This window comes from Legionella worsleiensis (assembly GCF_001467535.1).
Taxonomy (GTDB): Bacteria; Pseudomonadota; Gammaproteobacteria; order Legionellales; family Legionellaceae; genus Legionella; species Legionella worsleiensis.
In genome coordinates, this window is the sequence record NZ_LNZC01000004.1 from 1 (window position 1) to 18,329 (window position 18,329).

Here is an 18,329-nt window from a genome sequence, read left to right on the forward strand (position 1 = left end):
TCTTCTTAATGAACCCGCCCCGAAGGCGTGATGCGTATTCTACTGATTTCCGTATCAGTGTCAAATACTTTTTGCATTTTTTTTTATTGTTTTTTCAATATTAATTTACTCTAAACCATATCGATCTTGCACTACTCATGTTGAACATATTTTTTGCTTGATATATGCTTATTTCATATCTGTTTTAAGAGATCTCACATGAATAACATTGTTCTATTAGTCTTGATACTTATATTAAGTCACTCTTCCTTTGCCAACTCCATTATGCTTCAACCTAATGTTTCACCATTGGCTGCTGCGTTAAGAACTGGGACGGATACGAATGGGACTGTACTGTATTTGTGTATTGCCAAACTATTTGACAGTATTCAACCGGGTAAAACATGGGCAGGGTATAATCGTTGTAATGTTCCTTATGGTGGCAAGGAATACATAGTCGAACAGTTCTCTATTCCTGAGCAACACAGTTTTGGTTCTTTTAGCTGGGAACGACACCAACTTAATGCAATTCCCATAGGGCGAGATACTGATGATAAACCTTTATATGTATGTCATACCGTTTTTAATGGAAGCATCCAGCCTGGAAAAACATGGCCTGGTTATAATCACTGTAATATATCTTATGCCGGTCGTGAGATAATTACTGATTTTTTTCGGGTGTTAAGCAGACCCCAGGAAATTATTATCAAATCACCCGTCCCGGAAGGACAAATAGGAACCATTCATCGGCACTATTAATTAAGGGTGTAACCTTTCATAAACGAAAAACGTAATATCGTATTGATTCATTTCATCGTGCTGTCTCAATTGCTCCTTTCGGCAGCACCACTCTGATTTATTGATTTCTGGAAAAAACACATCAGCAGGAAAACTATGATGTATTTTTGTGAGATAAATTCTTTGTGCGAGACCTATGCTCTGAGAATACAAGTGAGCCCCCCCGATAATCATTACTTCGCTGTTCGCTGAGGTTAATGTTATTGCTTCTTCCAACGAGTTCAACACTGTTACGCCTTGTATCTCCATCATAGACTGGCTTAGTACTATATTTTCTCTTCCGGGCAATGGTCTTCCTATAGATTCAAAAGTTTTTCTTCCCATAATAATGGGTTTGCCCATTGTTATTTGTTTGAAATACTGTAAATCCGCAGGCAAGTGACAGAGTAACTGATTGTTAAAACCTAAACCGCCTTGCTCATCAACAGCAGCGATTAAACTAATAATGCTCATACCCTATTCCTTGATTTAGCCATTTCAGCAGCCATAGTCACTGCGGCAAGTAAACTTCCGTGATCCGCTGCATTTTTACCCGCTAATTCCAAAGCGGTGCCGTGGTCAACTGAAGTTCGTATTATAGGTAAACCAAGCGTTACGTTAACTGATTGATTAAAACCTGCATATTTAAGTACAGGCAGTCCTTGATCGTGGTACATGGCGACATAGGCATCACAGGCATCTTGATTTTTTTCAACAAACATGGTATCTGCGGACAGAGGCCCTCGTACATCAATCCCTTGCTCTCTCAATACCAGCAGTGAAGGGCTGATGATTTCTATTTCTTCACGCCCCAAGTATCCTGACTCACCGGCGTGAGGGTTTAAACCAGCTACTTTTATTATGGGATTTATAATACCAAAGTCATGTGCTAAAGAATGATGAAGCATGGTTATTACTTTAATTATTAATGAGGGGGATATAGCATCTGGAACCAAACGTAATGGAAGATGTGTCGTCATAAGTGCTACTTTCATTGTCTGACACGCAAGCATCATAACAACTTGATCGACATTGAAAAACTGAGCAAAAAACTCGGTATGACCTGAAAAGGCAATACCAGCAGAATTAATATTGGCTTTGTGTACTGGAGCAGTCACTAGTGCTGAAAAATCACCCTGACTACAAAGGGTTGCACCAAGCGTTAAAAGTTCTATCACGTACGCTGCATTTTCTGGATTTAGCTCCCCTGGAATAACCTGACCTGGGCAAGACACGGGTAAAACGGTCAGAGATCCCTGTTCCGTTTTAACTCCCTTGGCAGCATTATATTCATAAAAATTGATTGGTTTTGATAATTGCATCGCCCTTGATTTCAAGACATGTAAATCACCTAAAACAACAATTGGAATAGAAGAGGCTGCGAGCTCTAAACATAAATCGGGACCTATTCCTGCAGGTTCACCACTGCTAACCAGCAGTGGTTTCATGCTAAATCCTTATCGATGATATTCACATATGCTTCTGTTCGTAAATGTTGTTGCCAATTTTGGACTGCTTCTGCAAATTTGCGTTGTTGTAAAAACTGCCTGACCTGTTGACGCTTGAATGATGCCGAATCATCTATTTGCTTACGGGCAATCACTTCAATTAAATGCCAGCCGAATTGAGTTTTCACTGGTTGACTTACTTTATGGAGTGGCAAATTATTCATTGTTTTTTCGAATTGAGGAACTAACTCACCTGGGCTGACCCAACCTAGATCGCCTCCTTTCACGGCGCTCGCAGCATCTAAAGAATATTGTTTTGCCATTAGCGCAAAATCTTTTCCAGCTTTGATTTGCTGGTATATATTTTTAGCTTGTTTCAATGAGTCTGCAGGCAACATGCTGGCATCGGGCTTTAATAGTATGTGGCGAACGTGTGTCTTTGTTACCACATGATGCTGATTATCGCCTCCTTTGGCCACCAATTTAATTAATTGAAAACCATTACTCGCACGAATAGGCCCAGCAACCTGACCAACTTTCATTTTAACCACTTCTTTAGCAAAAATTTCAGGTAACTCAGCTAAATGCCGCTCCCCCAAATCGCCCCCTTCCAAAGCCAATTCACCACTGGATTCTTCTATTGCCAATCGACTGAAATCGTCACCTTTTCTTATTTTTGCCAATAATTTATCTGCATTTGCCCGTGCGCTTTTAATTTCTTCTGAAGTAGGTTCTTCACTCAAAGGGATGACTATGTTTTGTAAATGAAAAGTAACCGATGAGTAATCAATTGTATTTTCAGTTTTTAAATACTGCTCTACTTGCTCTTTGGTTACTTGAACGTCTTTACCAACGGCTTTTTGTTGTAAACGACTAATCAACATTTCTTTACGTATATTTTGCCTGTACTCCTGCCAAGTAATCCCTTGCTTGGTAATCTCTTCACGTAATTGAGACAGTGTTAAGTTATTCATCTTGGCTACTCGTTCAATTGCTTCATTGAGCTCTGTGGTGTCTACGGTAATTCCATGTTGTTTGGCGAGTTGCATTTGCAAATCAACATCTATCAAATGCTGCAAAACCTGCTTACGCAAAACAGACTCTTCGGGGACTTGCATTTTTTGAGCAATTATTTGTTTCCTGGATAATTCAACCTGCGCATCCAACTCACTGGATGTAATCACACCATCATTCACAATTGCAACAACTTTGTCTAACAACTGTTTTCCCTCAGCACAATTTAATCCTGAAAGTAAAACACACAACAATGCCAACTTTTTAAACATGCCTTAATCCTCATCTACTCTTTGTTGCGCAATTTAGGTTATTATTAATCAAAATACAAGCAACTTTGGTTTATTCTATCCTAATCAACGACGGAATGGGTCGTTGTAACCTGGTATGTAGGTGCTCAGTATATTATACGGATCACTATTTGCCACTGATCCTAATCCTTTTAGTAATAATTGCAAATATACATTGTTATTATATTGAGGCTCAAAATTACCATTTAAATTTTTAAACGTTCGTCCTCCCATGACTCTAAACGCCCAGCAGCAACTGTCATACTGAACCCCAAAGAAAGACATCATACTGTAGTTTTTACTAATATTCTGGCTATAAGCTCCAATACTGCTCCATTTTTCAGTTAATGGCCATGAATATGCAATAATGCCCTGATTCAACGCATTATTTGCTGTGCCATTATTTCTTACCGCAGTGACATCTCCGTTAACCAAATAACTATAGCCACCACTGATTATGGCATTGGGTATGGGTTGATAATGCAGGTTTAAATCAGCATTATTTGTTGCTCTTGTTGCAGGATCCCAGATGTAATCGCCCGTTATAGCCCATAATGGTGAAATGCGATAAACAGCTCGTGTTGCAATAGGTGAAGTGCCGAATGTTGACGATAAATTTCCAAAAGCATTGGGATCATCAACACAATAACCAGTAGGACTTTGACATAATTGTACTTTTCTTTCTGAAAAATACTTGATTTGACCTATAGTAAAATTAGCTCGCTCTGCTCCGGTTTCTTCAGATAACCAACGAGTAGTCAATGCATAGGCCAATTGGTTGGCATCACCTATCCTGTCGAAGCCAGAAAATCGGTTGGTTCTAAACAGTTGATCGGCATTAAATATCATAAATCCTGAATCATAAACAGGAATAGGCGTTTGATTTTGAAATGGAACACGTAAATAATAGAGCCTTGGCTCTAAAGTTTGAGTATATGACTCTCCCTTTAACAATACATCACGCTCAAAAAACAGCCCACTGTCTACACTAAATCGGGGAATAGTACGATTAAAATCCTGATGATATGAACCCAAAACCGTGCTGTCTTGTACACTGTAATAATTTTCCACAAATTGAGCAGATGGAGTAATGTACCCCCATGATCTCATCATAGGAACTGAAACTACAGGATTAAGATGAAATCGAGGTCCTTGAGGCATTCTTAAGGGTGACAGCTCCCATAGCTCCACTGGCCAATGAAATTGATCATATTGACCGAGAATTTTCACGTTGGCATTAAACGGTAAATCGTAATAATAACCATTGGCCATTAACTGGGGTAAACGCTCATAAACTGGTGAAAGGCGTATTTCATTAACCGGCTGCAGAGTTTGATAGCTTTGCCCCATTCCTTTAAAAGTCCAATTTTCCGTGGTGTAAATTAAATCAGCCTGACGTTGCAACTGCCTTTGCGTGATCATGACCAGATTTGAACTAAAATCCTGAAAATAATAATCGTCAGACACCTGCTCCAGATTTATATTCATCTGCACATCAGGTGTAAAATAAGTTTTATTTAAAATACCTAAAGACCAACGATTTGCTGAATTTCCACGTAGACTGGGATATTGGAGTTCGTTATTCTTTAAAAAAGTACCAAAAGCTTTATCATCGGGTAAAAAACTGCCATCTATTTGTCCTGTACTGTTTCCAGTCAGATAGCGAAACTGCCCGCCCATCATCACGCCACGCTCGGAATACAAATGCGGTTCTATGACCATGTCATAGTTAGGCGCCATGTTCCAATAATAAGGTAACCCCAAATCAAAACCGCCAACATTTGAATATCCTGTAAGCGGCATCAAAAAGCCTGATTTTCGCTCTTTATTGGTAGGAAAACTTAAATAGGGCGTATAAAAAACCGGCCAATCACGAATTCGGATTACTGCATTACGAGCAACGCCTTTTGCTTTTGCATCATCTAAAGTCAGCGTTTCGGCTTCAATATTCCATGCATTATCCTGAGGCGCACAGGTGGTATATGTCGCTTTACGCAACAGATAGTCTTTATTCGCAAAACGTCGGATCAAACTGGCCCTACCCCAGGCAGGAAGAAGAGCATTATTACGATAGATATTAAAACGGTAAAGAACATCTTCCGTTAGCCCTGATTTATCTTGAGGATTAATCACTGCTTTACGTGCAATCATTAATCGTTCGGGTTCTAAATATTTAACATCCCCCAAAAACTCAATTTTTGTAACCTGATTGGTTTTTGCGTCCCTGTACACATTGGCAGTTTGTGCATTAACTACACGTTGACCTTGCTGTACTTCAACACGACCTGAAAGTGTCGAGGGTTTATCACGGTAAAAAGAAGCTCTGTCGGCCAAAATACGTACTTCATCGGTATTTGCCAAAGGAGTAACAGTAATTGGCTGGTAAGAACCAAGACATACAGGAGAACTTTGCTCCGCTTGCCACCCCAAACATTGGGCAAATTTAGCTCGGATAGCATCGGTTAAATCAACATCTCGGGCAACAACGCAGGCTTGAACAGGTTCATAGATCAACGAAGCAGAATAAGCCATGCCATGATAAATCAACAGAGCCATTAATAGTGTTGTAAGGCCTGCGCTAATTAAAAGCCATTTGGATGAATTCAAGAATTGCAGCATGTTTTTTTGGGAAGTTTTAAAAAAACAATGGGCTCGGTATCGAAATAAGACGATTCGTGAAAAAAAATTAAGAAGCTTCTTATAAAACCTGATGTTCACTGCAAACAAAATGCCTTATGATGCATACAATTACTCTCGTTTAATCCGAGAATATCAATTGTTAGCCGATAATAAAGTTGGGAAGTATAACATGCATGAACGAGAAAACGCACTGAAAGTATGGCTGGAAGACATTATTCCGCAGAAAGATTTCCATATAGAGGCCCTAACAGGAGATGCCAGCTTTAGACGGTACTTTCGTGTTCGCTACAATGGCCAATCATTTATTGTCATGGATGCTCCCCCCGAAAAAGAAGCGATAAAGCCCTTTTTGCATTTTGCTGAAACAATAGCTCAAGCAGGAGTGAACACCCCCGAAATTCTGGCAGTAAACCATGAACAGGGATTTTTATTACTTGGTGATTTTGGCGACCAGCTTCTTTTGGGAAAGCTTAGGGAAAATACCGCAGATAAATACTATCACGAAGCAATAAACGCTCTGCTTAAACTGCAAAAATGTTCTCTCGACGATCCTCAATTACCTGCTTTTAATAAACAATTCATGCTCAATGAGATGTCCCTTTGTACTGAGTGGTTTTTTAAAGCCTATCTTAATATAAATCTGCAGGATGAAGAATCACTCATGCTCAAACAGACTATGGAATGGATTGCCAGTCAGGTGACAACGCAGCCTTTAACCTTTATTCATAGAGATTATCATTCCCGTAATTTGATGTTACTTGCCGAAACCGATAAGCTGGTGCTGGGAGTTATTGACTTTCAAGATGCGATGATTGGCCCTATAACCTATGATTTAGTTTCTCTGCTTAAGGATTGTTATATCGTGTGGCCAAGAGACAAGGTTGTGGAATGGACTCGCTTTTTTTATGAACACTATCCATGCGCTCATGATACCTATAGTTTTTCTGAATTTATAAGAGCCTTTGATATTTGTGGCGTACAAAGACATTTAAAAGTATTAGGCGTTTTTTGTCGTTTGTATTTACGAGACAATAAGCCCGGCTATTTAAATGATTTGCCGCTAACTCTAAATTACGTTCTTGAATGTGCCGAAATGTATGAGGAACTTCATCCTCTCTTTCATTTTCTCCAAAAGCGAGTCTTTTTACCATGAAAGTTGCCATGATCCTTGCAGCAGGAAGAGGCGAGCGCTTAAAGCCACTCACTGATAGTCAACCCAAAGCACTGTGTATGGTTCACAACAAACCGCTTATTGAACACCACGTCATTAACCTGGCAAAGGCGGGCTTTGAGAAACTGGTCATAAACCATGCGTACCTGGGTGGCCAGATCAGGCAATATTTAGGCAATGGACACCGTTATGGCGTATCGATTTGCTATTCACCTGAACCGCCAGGAGGTTTGGAAACCGGCGGAGGTATTGTTAACGCCTTACCATTACTGGGAAATACTCCTTTTTTGGCAGTCAATGCAGACATTTACACTGATTTCGATTTTTCACTAATCAATATGCAAACAAAACAGCTTATTCATTTGGTTTTGACCAAGAGTAATCCTGAATTAAACCATCACGGAGATTTTAGCCTGGTGAATCAGGATCAACTGTGTAATGACAATCCTGAATTTACTTTTGCCGGAATTGCTGTTTACCATCCTCAGATTTTTCATCAATGCAAGCAAGGGCGATATTCGCTGACCCCTCTTTTAAGACAATTTGCGTCACAAAATAAAGCCACGGGATTCCTCTATCACGGCAAATGGTTTGACATAGGCTCTATGGAACGACTCAAGGCAGCAAATAGAAGCATCTAGCCGGGAATTTACCTTGTTATCAACCCAGACCAGGGAACACTGGAGCTAGTTCCAGCGCTACTCACCTGATAGGTTAGAACACCGCAATAACCAACCGCTTTGTATTATGAAGATGCGGTTAGCTCCCCGCAGACATCCCACCTGAGGGAGATATTGTGGGTTCAATTTCATTTGTTTTTTCTGCAACCGGTTGTTTGGCGGCTTGGGATACTTGCTCAACACTTTGAACCGTTTCGGGAACACTATATTCCTCTGGATAATCGTGCAATTGCACGGCAATATTCACCCCTTTTTCCTGCATGTATGTCTTAAAACCAGCGTCTTCGCTCATCATTTTTTTAATCAAATCCTCTCGATTTGCATGAACTTGAGCCCCATTAGCAGCAGTTATTAACTCACCATCGTAATCAATTTCGTAAATAGTTCCGTCTTTGGATAACTTGTTTTGCTTTGCAAACCAGGCAGTTAACAGTGTATCCAAAGATGCAATTTGCTCTGACGGCAGCGCACTTCCGTCAGCAGCACTGTATCCTCGCAACAATTGACCAGAGCTTCCGAATGCAATATCGAGATTGATTGAATTGTCGATTTGACCTGATAGTTTTTGTGCAGCTGCACTTGCCAGATTTTCCTGCATGTTCTGGAAATCGGTTAAATACCTCTGTTCGCCCAACCAGGGTTGAGTATTGGCGGTAAGTTTGTGACGCACAAATTCGGCATACTCATTCACTTTGTCCATAATATCCTGACATTCTTTGAGCATTTTTGTATCGATCAGAAGCTGGCGGAATTGTTGGGCAAAATACTCTGCTCCTTCGATTGACGATCCTGCCAGACTCATACACTGTAAAAGAGTTTCTTTAGGGGGCAGTGGTTTTTGGGCCATATTCTTAATCTCTCTAATGCGGTTACCGTAATGTAATTGACAGAATCATTTAAGCAATGCAAAAACATCAGTAACATTCACTTGTATTTTGCCTTTATTATAGCAAACCAGCCCCCTGATTCAGGCAGCTGGTTTATCTGTCTAATGTTAATAAAATGTAAATTTTACATAAACGGTGTTTTGATGGTATCAATAACCGAATTAAACGTTTTCTTTTTCATAGAATCAAAGGTGAATTCATCAACCAAAACGGCATCCCAACGAGCATCTTCAACAGCAAGCAACTCATTCATTTCCTGTTGCGTTAATTGCCCTTTTTCGACTTTTTCCTGTAATTTTGCCTTGAGCTTGCCGAATTTATAGCGTTTTAAATCATTGACCTTTGCAGCAAGTCCTTCAGTTTGAATAATCAACTGCAGTGCGTGTTCCATACGGTCAACTGGCTGCTGGGGATCACCACTTAAAAAGACGATTTTTTTCAAACGCTCACGATAGTGATTGTTGCCAGCCATTAATTTCGCTAATTTTCGCTCCAGTTTATCACCGGGATAGTGCATGGTTTGTCCAAAAGGAAAGGCCAAAACACGAGCAATAAAACCTAATATACGTGAAGGGAAATTATGACAGAGAGCAATCATGGATTTTTGCGCATGATAAAAACAATAACGAACCGCCCATTGTGCGTGCAGTTGCTCGTCCGGGTGTTCCTGGTTCAACTGCACAGTGCGCAGAGCGGCCATAGCCATATACAAATAAGACATACCGTCAGCTAAGCGTGCGGAAACACGTTCCTTTCTCTTCAAATCACCACCCAGATAAATCAAAGAGAAATCAGCAAGCCAGGCGTAAGCATGGCTCAACCGAGCCAAGCGCTTGTATTCCCGTTTCATTGAACTTTGAGGAACAGAGATAAATAACCCGCCAGTCCAAGCAGAACACACCGTTTTAGCCAGATTTTGCATAAAATAGTGAATATGCTTCCAGATTATTTCACCAAATGCTTCTTTATTTTCGGCCGCAACAGCATAAAATTCGTCACGAATATAGGGATGACAAGCCATAGATCCCTGGCCAAAAATCAGCAGGTTTCTAGTCATCACATTAGCACCCTCCACAGTAATGGAGATAGGAAGACTTTGATAAAAATTATTCAAATAGTTACGAGGGCCTATGACTACAGCACGTCCTGCATGCACATCCATAGCCGAATTAACGGCTGTTCGTGCAAGCTCTGTATTGAAATATTTAGTAATTGCTGAAGCGACTGAAGGTTTTTTATGCTCATTTACCGCTGCTACGGTCAATAAACGAGTTGCGTTAATTAAATAATTTAAGCCGGCGATTTCAGCTAACTTCTCTTCTATACCTTCAAACTGCGCAATTTCAACATTAAACTGACGACGGATGCGCGCAAAAGCGCCTGATGACAGATAGGATACTGAAGAAGAGCCCGCACCGAGAGCAGGTAAAGAAATAGAACGCCCTATAGATAAACATTCAACCAACATTTGCCAACCAGAACCCGCATTTTTTTGACCTCCGATAATTGAGGTTATGGGCACAAAAATATCTTTGCCACGGATGGTACCATTCATAAAAGGTTGTTCTGCGGGCAGATGCCTGTTGCCTATCTCCAAATGTTCTGTGTCTCTGGGAATCAGTATACAGGTAATCCCTTCTTCTCCCTCACCTTGCAATAAACCATCAGGGTCTTTCAGATTAACGGCAAGGCCGATTAAGGTAGCCACCGGAGCCAAGGTTATCCAACGTTTGTCCAGGGTAATATTCAAACCTAAAACGGTTTTGCCTTCAATTTTCTTTTTAACGACTACAGCCTCAGACTGGATAGAAGTCGCATCACTGCCAGCTCCTGGTTCTGTCAACGCAAAACAAGGAACCTCAATTCCTCTGGCAAGTCGTGGTAAATAGTATGCTTTTTGCTCTTCAGTTCCGTAAAAATTAAGTAACTCGCCTGGGCCCAGAGAATTAGGTACCATAACGGTCACTGCAGCAACTCCTGAACGGGTCGCCAATTTCATCACAATATCCGAGTGAGCACGAGCCGAAAAACCTTTACCGCCAAACTCTTTAGGTATCACCAACCCCATAAAACCTTTTTCTTTAATGTAGCTCCATGCTTTTGCTGGTAAATCATGCTCCTGACTGATTTCCCATTCATCAAGCATATTGCATAAAACCTGGGTTTCATTATCAAGAAATGATTGCTCTTCTGCGGAAAGTTCGGTGTTTATTTTAGATAATCTGTCCCAGTCGGGTGTACCGGTAAAAATATCCTTTTCTAACCAAGTATCGCCAGCGTTTAATGCTTGCTCTTCAGTTTTGGATAGTTTAGGAATCGATTTTTTTGCAGTTCGGTATAAAAATTCTGCGATAAATGCACGCACTGGCTCAAATTGAACGATAACGATGGCAAGAACGATAACTGTCCACAGCACTATTCCTGCTATCCATGGAAGACCAAAACCAAAAGTCGCCGTAATCAAATAACCAACGCTGCCAATTTCCCATATCAGCGGATTTATGGCTCTGTATAGCACTACAAGAGTAAAAACCAAATAGACTAAAAAAAGTAATAATGCCATAACGATACCTTCCTTTGCTTTTTTATTATTGCAGGGTTGATAACTAGTATATACCCTTTACACTTAATTTTGCGAGTATCATAATATTCTCTTTAAGAGGCGATTAGAGCATGACCCAAAGACTAGTTTGGAATTTTGAATTTTCAGCCAACAACCCTGTTCTGTTGTCCGATGATGCTGCGGATGATCAGAGTGACGTAAAATGGGAGCGTCGTTTTTTTTGGACGGAACAAGAAATCATCCATTTAACGTGTATCGATCAGGCATTATTGGACCTGGCCAATTATCAGCAAAAACACAAAGAAGATACCTACTATATTCTCCCTGATTCTAACCTGAATATTAAACTCAGACGCAATGAGTTATGGTATAAGCCCATACTCAAAGAAACTGCCTCAGCAACTGGATTTGGAACAAAAATAAATCTGGATGCGCTGCATAACATGCCCGATAAGGGAAACCATCTTGCCGTCGATTATTTAAATTCTATTGCGCAGAACGCACGAAAAAAAGGCATAGAAGTCTTTGTCAAAAAGGAAGCATTTATATATAAGTTTCACACCACACCACATATAAAACTGGAGCTGGCTCGCCTGGAGGTCAATCAAAACATCTATTTTAGTGCGTGTATTGAAGGCAAATCCCTGTCCTTGGTAGAGTATATCAGTGAACAGATGCTGGGCAAGCAGACATCCTGCGAATACGTGTTATTCCTGAAAAGTATCCTTAAATCATGATAAAAACATTATTAAACATAATATACAGCTTTGGAAAAATTGGCATCATCTCTTTGGGTGGTGGCAATTCTATGCTAAAGCTTTTGGAATACGAGGCAGTTAATTACCGACATTGGGTAGAAAATGATGAATTTATACGCATGTTAGGAACGAGCTTTTTATTTCCTGGATTAACCGCAGTAAAATTATCAGCTCTGATAGGATATAAAGCCGGCGGGGCTTTAGGATTGATTCTTGCTGTACTGTGCCTCAATTTGCCAGGCTTGATTATGGCCGTTCTGGGCTATCATTGGTTAAGCACACATAACGGGCCAATAACACGAAAAATTATGGTTTCAGTTCAGTATGGCGCATTAGCGCTGTTGGCTGCAGCTACTTTTTCTGTAGCCCAGGGCGTCATTAACATGCATTATTCCATACCTATAGCGCTGATTACTATTTTATTTTTTATCGTATTGGCTGTTTGGAATGTGTCACCGTTTTATGGTTTTCTGGGATTCATCGCTGTATGCTTTTTTTTAGTACGTTGAGACCATCTCTTTGAATCGTCAAAAGTACTTAATGCCAAAAGCAGGGGTAATTAAGGGCGAAATGACAGTGAAATGAATACTAAAACGCATTGATGGGTTGAGTTTTTGTGGATTAAGCTCTAACCTGATTTATAAAGAAGAAGATGGAGTTCGCCTTGGATACTACTCTGGATAATCCAGAATATTATATCAATAGAGAGTTTTCTGCTATTGCATTTAACGAACGAGTACTCATGCTGGCAAATGATGAACGTGTTCCTTTGTTAGAGCGCATGCGGTTTTTGAGTATTTGCAGCAGTAATCTTGACGAATTTTTTGAAATTCGTGTTGCCGGGCTTAAAGAAAAAATTGCTCTGTCTTCCAGCAAGCTGACTATTGATGGTTTGCGTGCAGACGAAGCGTTTAGCCAAATAAGCCAAAGAGCCCATCTTTTAATAGACCAACTTTACAGTATATTCAATAAACAACTATTACCCGCTTTACGTAAAGAAAATATTCATTTTCTTGAGACACATCAGTGGACTGATGACATTCATTTATGGGCAAAACACTACTTCAAAAATGAAATAATGCCCGTTATGAGCCCCATTGCTTTGGACTTAGCTCACCCTCTACCCAGATTAATCAACAAAAGTCTTAACTTTATTATTTCGTTAAGCGGCAAAGACGCCTTTAACCGTAGTATTGATTATGCTGTAGTGCATGCCCCACGCTCTATTCCTCGAATGATTCATTTGCCCTCGGAATTATGTGGTGATGCCCATTATTTCGTTTATTTATCTTCTATCATCAAAACTCATGTCAACAGCTTATTTCCCGGGATGGAGATTAGTGGATGCTATTCTTTTCGCCTGACACGAAATAGCGATCTGTTTTTGAGAGAAGAAGAAATTGATGATTTGGCCAAAGCAGTGCAAAGAGAAATTTTTTCTCGTCATTACGGGCATGTCGTTCGCTTAGAGATTGAGCAAAAATGCCCTGAAAAAATTGTGGATTTTCTTTTACAAAAATATCATCTGCGTCATGAAGATACTTACTACTGCGATGGCCCTGTTAATCTTCAGCGCTACATGTCAGCCATCAACAGTATAGACAGACCGGACCTTAATTATCCTGTTTTTAACGCTCAATACCCTAAGCTTCCCAAGACCCATAGAAATCTGTTTAATGTTCTTGATGAGCAGGATATCTTATTACATCATCCTTACCAAAGTTTTGATTTGGTTATTGATTTTATCAGGCAAGCCGCATCTGACCCTAATGTTTTGGCAATTAATCAGACACTTTATCGAACGCACCCTGAATCGGTAATCGTCGATGCGCTGGTGAATGCCGCACACTCTGGCAAAGAAGTAACCGCTATTATCGAACTTCGTGCTCGTTTTAACGAAGAATCCAATTTAAAAATGGCTAATAAACTGCATGCAGCAGGCATTCTGGTGCTTTATGGTGTTGTGGGATACAAAACTCATGCAAAAATGACGCTGGTGGTCAGAAGAACTCACGGTAAGTTAAAACGTTATGTGCATTTAAGCACTGGAAATTATCACGAACAAACCGCCAAACGCTATACTGATTTGGGATTGTTAACCGCAGAACCAACAATTACAGCCGATGCGCATCTAATTTTTCAACAGTTAACCGGGTTAGGAAAAGTTGTTAAATTAAAGGCGCTTAGCCATTCTCCCTTTACGCTGCAAAAAACACTCCTGCATTATATAGAACAATGCAGTGCGGCTGTGGCCGAAGGTAAAGACTGTGAAATTATGCTCAAAGTCAATGGACTTACCGATAAAGTCATGATTCAGGCTCTATACAAAGCATCACAAGCAGGAGTAAAGATTAATCTTCTGGTTAGAGGGGTCTGCTGTTTAAAACCGGGAATGCCAGGGGTTTCTGAAAACATCAGAGTGCTATCCTTTATTGGCCGCTTTCTCGAGCACCATAGAATTTTCTACTTTAGAATCAATGAAGAAGAGCATTTTTTTTGCGCCAGTGCTGATTTAATGGAGCGCAATTTATATCATCGTATAGAAATTATGTTTCCTATACTTGATGAGGAGTGTAAAAAGCGCGTCAAAAATGAAATCTTGAAAAACTACCTTAAAGACAACAGTAATATCTGGGAAATGCAAAGCGATGGCACCTATAAACCGACCACTCAAGGCAATCACTGCGCTCAGGAAAAATTGATAGAACTTTATGAAGAAAAAGACATCCCCATATAATCAACCCTCAAAGTTGTTATAAAAACACTAAACGCCAGTTAAAAAATGAGCGTTTTATTCAACTTACCCGGTTCTTCTCTTGCAAGCCGGGGTACTAAATAACCGGGCAACACACTTTGTAGCTGCTGATAAATTTCTTGCGCTCTTACAAACGGTATATCAAAATGAGTCGCTCCCTTCACTTTATCAAGCAGATGAAGGTAATAAGGTAATACACCACCGGCAAACAAAGCATGACTTAATGCAGCTAAAATATTAGGATCGTCATTGATGCCTTTTAATAAAACGCTCTGATTAAGCAACAAACACCCGACGTTCTTGAGTTCAGTACAGGCTTTATAGACGCTATCATCCAGCTCTTGCTCATGATTACAATGCAATACTACAACTTTTTTTAAACGTGTTGACGCTAAAATGGCCAGAAAATCAGGGTCTATGCGCTCAGGAAAGACAACAGGAACTCGAGAGTGTATCCTCAAAGTTGTTACATGATGAATAGAGTCTAATTGTTTGATTAATTCGTTTAACACCAAATCAGAGGCAAGCAAAGGATCGCCCCCACTCAGTATAACCTCGGTTATTGATGGATCATTGGCGATATAAGCACAAATCTCTTTCCATCCATTGCGACCGGGATTGTTTTCCTGATAAGGGAAATGCCTTCTGAAGCAGTAACGGCAATTAACCGCACACACCCCAGTGACCGTAAGTAATACCCGCCCATGATACTTGTGAATTAGCCCTTTTAAGGGGTTGGTATGCGATTCATCAAGAGGATCTACAGTATAGGCCTCATTAATGACCAACTCATCCTCTAAGGCCAGAACCTGTAACAATAAGGGATCTTGCGGATTACCTTTTTGCATCCGGCGAGCAAAACTCAAGGGAATTCGTGATACAAACTCCTTTTCAGCTCCCAGGCTTCCCAAGCTATCAGGCAATTCCAGATACGATAATAAATCAGAAGCGTTAGTGAACCCTTGCGCTAATTTTTTTTGCCAACTCAAAGAGGTATCTCGCATTAATTATACAGACTTGATAAACTGTGCGAACTTTAGCGAAAATACAGCAAAATCTCAACTATGGAGCACAGATGGCAATCTATAGCACTAATGAATTTAAAAATGGCTTAAAAGTAATGGTAGATGATGCTCCTTGCAGCATTCTTGACTGTGAATTTGTTAAACCGGGAAAAGGCCAGGCTTTTACCCGCGTTAAAATTCGCAATTTAAAAACAGGAAGAGTTGTAGAACGTACCTTCAAATCAGGTGATACCCTACCGTCTGCTGACGTGGCAGATATGGAAATGCAATATCTTTATAATGACGGGGAACAGTGGCACTTTATGGTTCCTGACAACTTCGAACAGTATGCGATAAATGAAGCGGTTCTTGCAGATGCGGCACTGTGGTTAAAAGAGCAAGATATTTGCATAGTCACTTTATGGAACAATGAACCCATACAAGTATTACCTCCAACTTTTGTTATTTTAGAAATCGTTGAAACCGATCCCGGTTTAAAAGGGGACACATCTGGCGGTGGCGGTAAACCTGCAAAACTGGAAACAGGAGCGGTAGTTCGCGTGCCTCTGTTTGTGCAAACAGGTGAACTAATTAAAGTGGATACTCGTAAGGGCGAATACGTTTCACGAGCGAAAGAATAATCTAAAGCAGAGTAATGTTTGTTAAGTTGCCAATGAATTACTGTTAACCAGAGCAGTTCATTGGCACAGATATTATATATTCAGATATCCTAAAATCCATTGTAGTAACCGCCACCCCAATAACCGTAATTATCTACCCAATAGCTGGAATAATAATAGTTATTTCCCCAGTAAGGTCTGTTATTGTAGTAACCGACAGAATAGACATAGTCATTACTGTAACCAGGGTCATAAGCCACGGTATCTATAGAAACAGTCTCTACCACACAACCGTTAAGTAACAACAATGGAATACTTAAAACCAGAGTTAGCATTAACTTGTTCATGATCGCTTCCCAGCACAATTGTCGCATCTTAATTATACATCATGAATCAATATTGCTCAAATGATAGAGCCCTAAAAGAAGTCAAAATGCAACTAACCTATTCATAATTCATATAAAATTTATATTGAAGAGATTAAGAGAAGTAATATCATCAGTTAAAAAGCCCATGTTCATGCAAATAGAACACAGGCTGTTTGAAGTATAATAATGGGAGTTAATTAAGTACAGGCAACGACTCCCCGAAATCTGAGCCGCAACTGAAAATAAAACGGAGGTATATGCAGAGCTTAAGGTTTCCTGCTCAAAACAGGCTTACACACCACTCTTCAAAGCAACCCCCTCTCGTGGGATTATTTACTGGTTCAGTCAGGATCAGTCATTACCTATATGTCTTAATCATAGACCACCGAAATCAAAATTGGCAAATATTTATACAAAAAATACCGGGCTCACCAATAAAACGTCATTAAAAACAATGAGATATGACCAATTTATTCGCCACGTAAATCCCAGGATCCGTTCTGAATTACTCAGAACGAGGATGACGGTATAAATGATTAGCAGACGCTTGCACAGTAGGCATGATGATCATCTGTTCAATATCGACATGCTGAGGTCGAGTGATGCAATAAAGTACTGCATCAGCAACATCATCTGCCAATAAAGGCTGAAATTCTTTATAAAAATCCTGTGCTCTTTTTTTATCATTCCAGCGTACTTCACTAAATTCGGTATGGACAGCTCCCGGAGCTATCTCTGTTACTCTGACACCACTGCCAAGCATATCCAATCGCATGGATTTTGATAGAGCATGAACGGCATGTTTTGTTGCGGAATAAACATTTCCATTAGGATAACATTCATGACCCGCAATAGACCCAATATTAACAACATGACCCTGCTGTCTGGCGAGCATTCCCGGAATCACCTCTCTGCTGACGTAAAGCAATCCTTTAATATTTGTATCAATCATGGTATCCCAATGCGTTTCAACACCTTGGTTTATAGGCAAAGTATCCAGGGCAAGTCCTGCGTTATTGATCAAAACATCAATAGCCTGCCACTGTGTCGGTAAGGAATTTAACTGATTTTTGACCTGTTCTTTATCCCTGACATCGAGAGGGACAACGTGATTTTGATTTTGATAACGCTCATTCAACTCATGAGCCAAAACGTCCAAACGCTCGGTTCGCCTTGCACTTAAAATAAGGTGCGCTCCGTTTGCGGCACATGAATGCGCACATGCCTCACCAATACCACTGGATGCACCAGTAATTAAGACAATTTTATTTGTTAAAAAGTTCATTTAAATGCCTCGACAATAGATAACTCTCGGCACCAGGGCACGAAGAATTAAACAGAATTCATGACAAACAATGATTGCAAACTATACCCT

At 40.2% G+C, this 18,329-nt stretch carries 16 protein-coding genes; 7 read left to right on the top strand and 9 right to left on the bottom strand.

From position 1 onward, the window contains the following. Nucleotides 1-198 precede the first annotated feature (198 nt). Nucleotides 199-738, top strand: coding sequence for a DUF3421 domain-containing protein (locus Lwor_RS02605; protein WP_058492351.1), 540 nt, complete (start codon nucleotides 199-201; stop codon nucleotides 736-738). Here Lwor_RS02605 and Lwor_RS02610 read toward each other — a convergent pair whose 3' ends face one another. From Lwor_RS02610 to Lwor_RS02625, 4 genes are all read right to left on the bottom strand, one after another. Further along, nucleotides 739-1,230: a dihydrofolate reductase gene (locus tag Lwor_RS02610; RefSeq protein WP_058492352.1), complete on the bottom strand. Its 492-nt coding sequence runs from the start codon at nucleotides 1,228-1,230 to the stop codon at nucleotides 739-741. Continuing rightward, the gene (pdxA, locus tag Lwor_RS02615) at nucleotides 1,227-2,204 is read right to left on the bottom strand and encodes a 4-hydroxythreonine-4-phosphate dehydrogenase PdxA (RefSeq protein ID WP_058492353.1); all 978 of its coding nucleotides are present in this window, start codon (nucleotides 2,202-2,204) and stop codon (nucleotides 1,227-1,229) included. The genes Lwor_RS02610 and pdxA overlap by 4 nt, the downstream gene beginning before the upstream one ends. Further along, the gene (locus Lwor_RS02620; protein WP_058492354.1) at nucleotides 2,201-3,490 is read right to left on the bottom strand and encodes a peptidylprolyl isomerase; all 1,290 of its coding nucleotides are present in this window, start codon (nucleotides 3,488-3,490) and stop codon (nucleotides 2,201-2,203) included. Before Lwor_RS02620 ends, pdxA begins: the two co-directional genes overlap by 4 nt. A gap of 84 nt (nucleotides 3,491-3,574) precedes the next feature. Continuing rightward, nucleotides 3,575-6,064: an LPS-assembly protein LptD gene (locus Lwor_RS02625; RefSeq protein ID WP_415582886.1), complete on the bottom strand. Its 2,490-nt coding sequence runs from the start codon at nucleotides 6,062-6,064 to the stop codon at nucleotides 3,575-3,577. 253 nt (nucleotides 6,065-6,317) lie between these two features. On the opposite strand from Lwor_RS02625, the gene Lwor_RS02630 reads away from it, so the two are divergent. Both Lwor_RS02630 and murU read left to right on the top strand, forming a co-directional pair. Continuing rightward, nucleotides 6,318-7,301 (top strand): aminoglycoside phosphotransferase family protein, encoded by a 984-nt coding sequence (locus Lwor_RS02630; protein WP_058492456.1) that lies wholly within the window; start codon nucleotides 6,318-6,320, stop codon nucleotides 7,299-7,301. Further along, nucleotides 7,298-7,960, top strand: a complete 663-nt coding sequence (gene murU / locus Lwor_RS02635) for an N-acetylmuramate alpha-1-phosphate uridylyltransferase MurU (protein ID WP_058492355.1) — start codon at nucleotides 7,298-7,300, stop codon at nucleotides 7,958-7,960. The genes Lwor_RS02630 and murU overlap by 4 nt, the downstream gene beginning before the upstream one ends. 118 nt (nucleotides 7,961-8,078) lie before the next feature. Here murU and Lwor_RS02640 read toward each other — a convergent pair whose 3' ends face one another. Together Lwor_RS02640 and Lwor_RS02645 are read right to left on the bottom strand one after the other, a co-directional pair. Continuing rightward, nucleotides 8,079-8,846, bottom strand: coding sequence for a hypothetical protein (locus Lwor_RS02640; protein ID WP_058492356.1), 768 nt, complete (start codon nucleotides 8,844-8,846; stop codon nucleotides 8,079-8,081). A 164-nt stretch (nucleotides 8,847-9,010) separates the two neighbouring features. Continuing rightward, nucleotides 9,011-11,449, bottom strand: a complete 2,439-nt coding sequence (locus Lwor_RS02645; protein WP_058492357.1) for an acyl-CoA dehydrogenase — start codon at nucleotides 11,447-11,449, stop codon at nucleotides 9,011-9,013. A 110-nt stretch (nucleotides 11,450-11,559) separates the two neighbouring features. On the opposite strand from Lwor_RS02645, the gene Lwor_RS02650 reads away from it, so the two are divergent. The 3 genes from Lwor_RS02650 (at nucleotide 11,560) to ppk1 (ending at nucleotide 14,944) form a co-directional block, all read left to right on the top strand. Continuing rightward, nucleotides 11,560-12,186, top strand: coding sequence for a hypothetical protein (locus Lwor_RS02650; RefSeq protein WP_058492358.1), 627 nt, complete (start codon nucleotides 11,560-11,562; stop codon nucleotides 12,184-12,186). After that, complete coding sequence (locus Lwor_RS02655; protein ID WP_058492359.1) at nucleotides 12,183-12,716, top strand: chromate transporter; 534 nt, start codon at nucleotides 12,183-12,185, stop codon at nucleotides 12,714-12,716. The genes Lwor_RS02650 and Lwor_RS02655 overlap by 4 nt, the downstream gene beginning before the upstream one ends. A 155-nt stretch (nucleotides 12,717-12,871) precedes the next feature. Next, nucleotides 12,872-14,944: a polyphosphate kinase 1 gene (gene ppk1, locus Lwor_RS02660; RefSeq protein ID WP_172458825.1), complete on the top strand. Its 2,073-nt coding sequence runs from the start codon at nucleotides 12,872-12,874 to the stop codon at nucleotides 14,942-14,944. A 38-nt stretch (nucleotides 14,945-14,982) separates the two neighbouring features. Here the strand turns inward: ppk1 and epmB are convergent, their stop codons facing one another. Continuing rightward, complete coding sequence (gene epmB, locus Lwor_RS02665) at nucleotides 14,983-15,966, bottom strand: EF-P beta-lysylation protein EpmB (RefSeq protein WP_058492361.1); 984 nt, start codon at nucleotides 15,964-15,966, stop codon at nucleotides 14,983-14,985. Between the two features lie 71 nt (nucleotides 15,967-16,037). On the opposite strand from epmB, the gene efp reads away from it, so the two are divergent. Then, complete coding sequence (gene efp / locus Lwor_RS02670; protein ID WP_058492362.1) at nucleotides 16,038-16,607, top strand: elongation factor P; 570 nt, start codon at nucleotides 16,038-16,040, stop codon at nucleotides 16,605-16,607. A gap of 89 nt (nucleotides 16,608-16,696) precedes the next feature. Here the strand turns inward: efp and Lwor_RS02675 are convergent, their stop codons facing one another. Further along, nucleotides 16,697-16,933, bottom strand: a complete 237-nt coding sequence (locus Lwor_RS02675) for a hypothetical protein (RefSeq protein WP_058492363.1) — start codon at nucleotides 16,931-16,933, stop codon at nucleotides 16,697-16,699. A 526-nt stretch (nucleotides 16,934-17,459) separates the two neighbouring features. Continuing rightward, nucleotides 17,460-18,239 carry an SDR family NAD(P)-dependent oxidoreductase gene (locus Lwor_RS02680; RefSeq protein ID WP_058492364.1) on the bottom strand — a complete coding sequence of 260 codons (780 nt, stop codon included), beginning with the start codon at nucleotides 18,237-18,239 and terminating at the stop codon, nucleotides 17,460-17,462. Nucleotides 18,240-18,329: the final 90 nt, after the last annotated feature.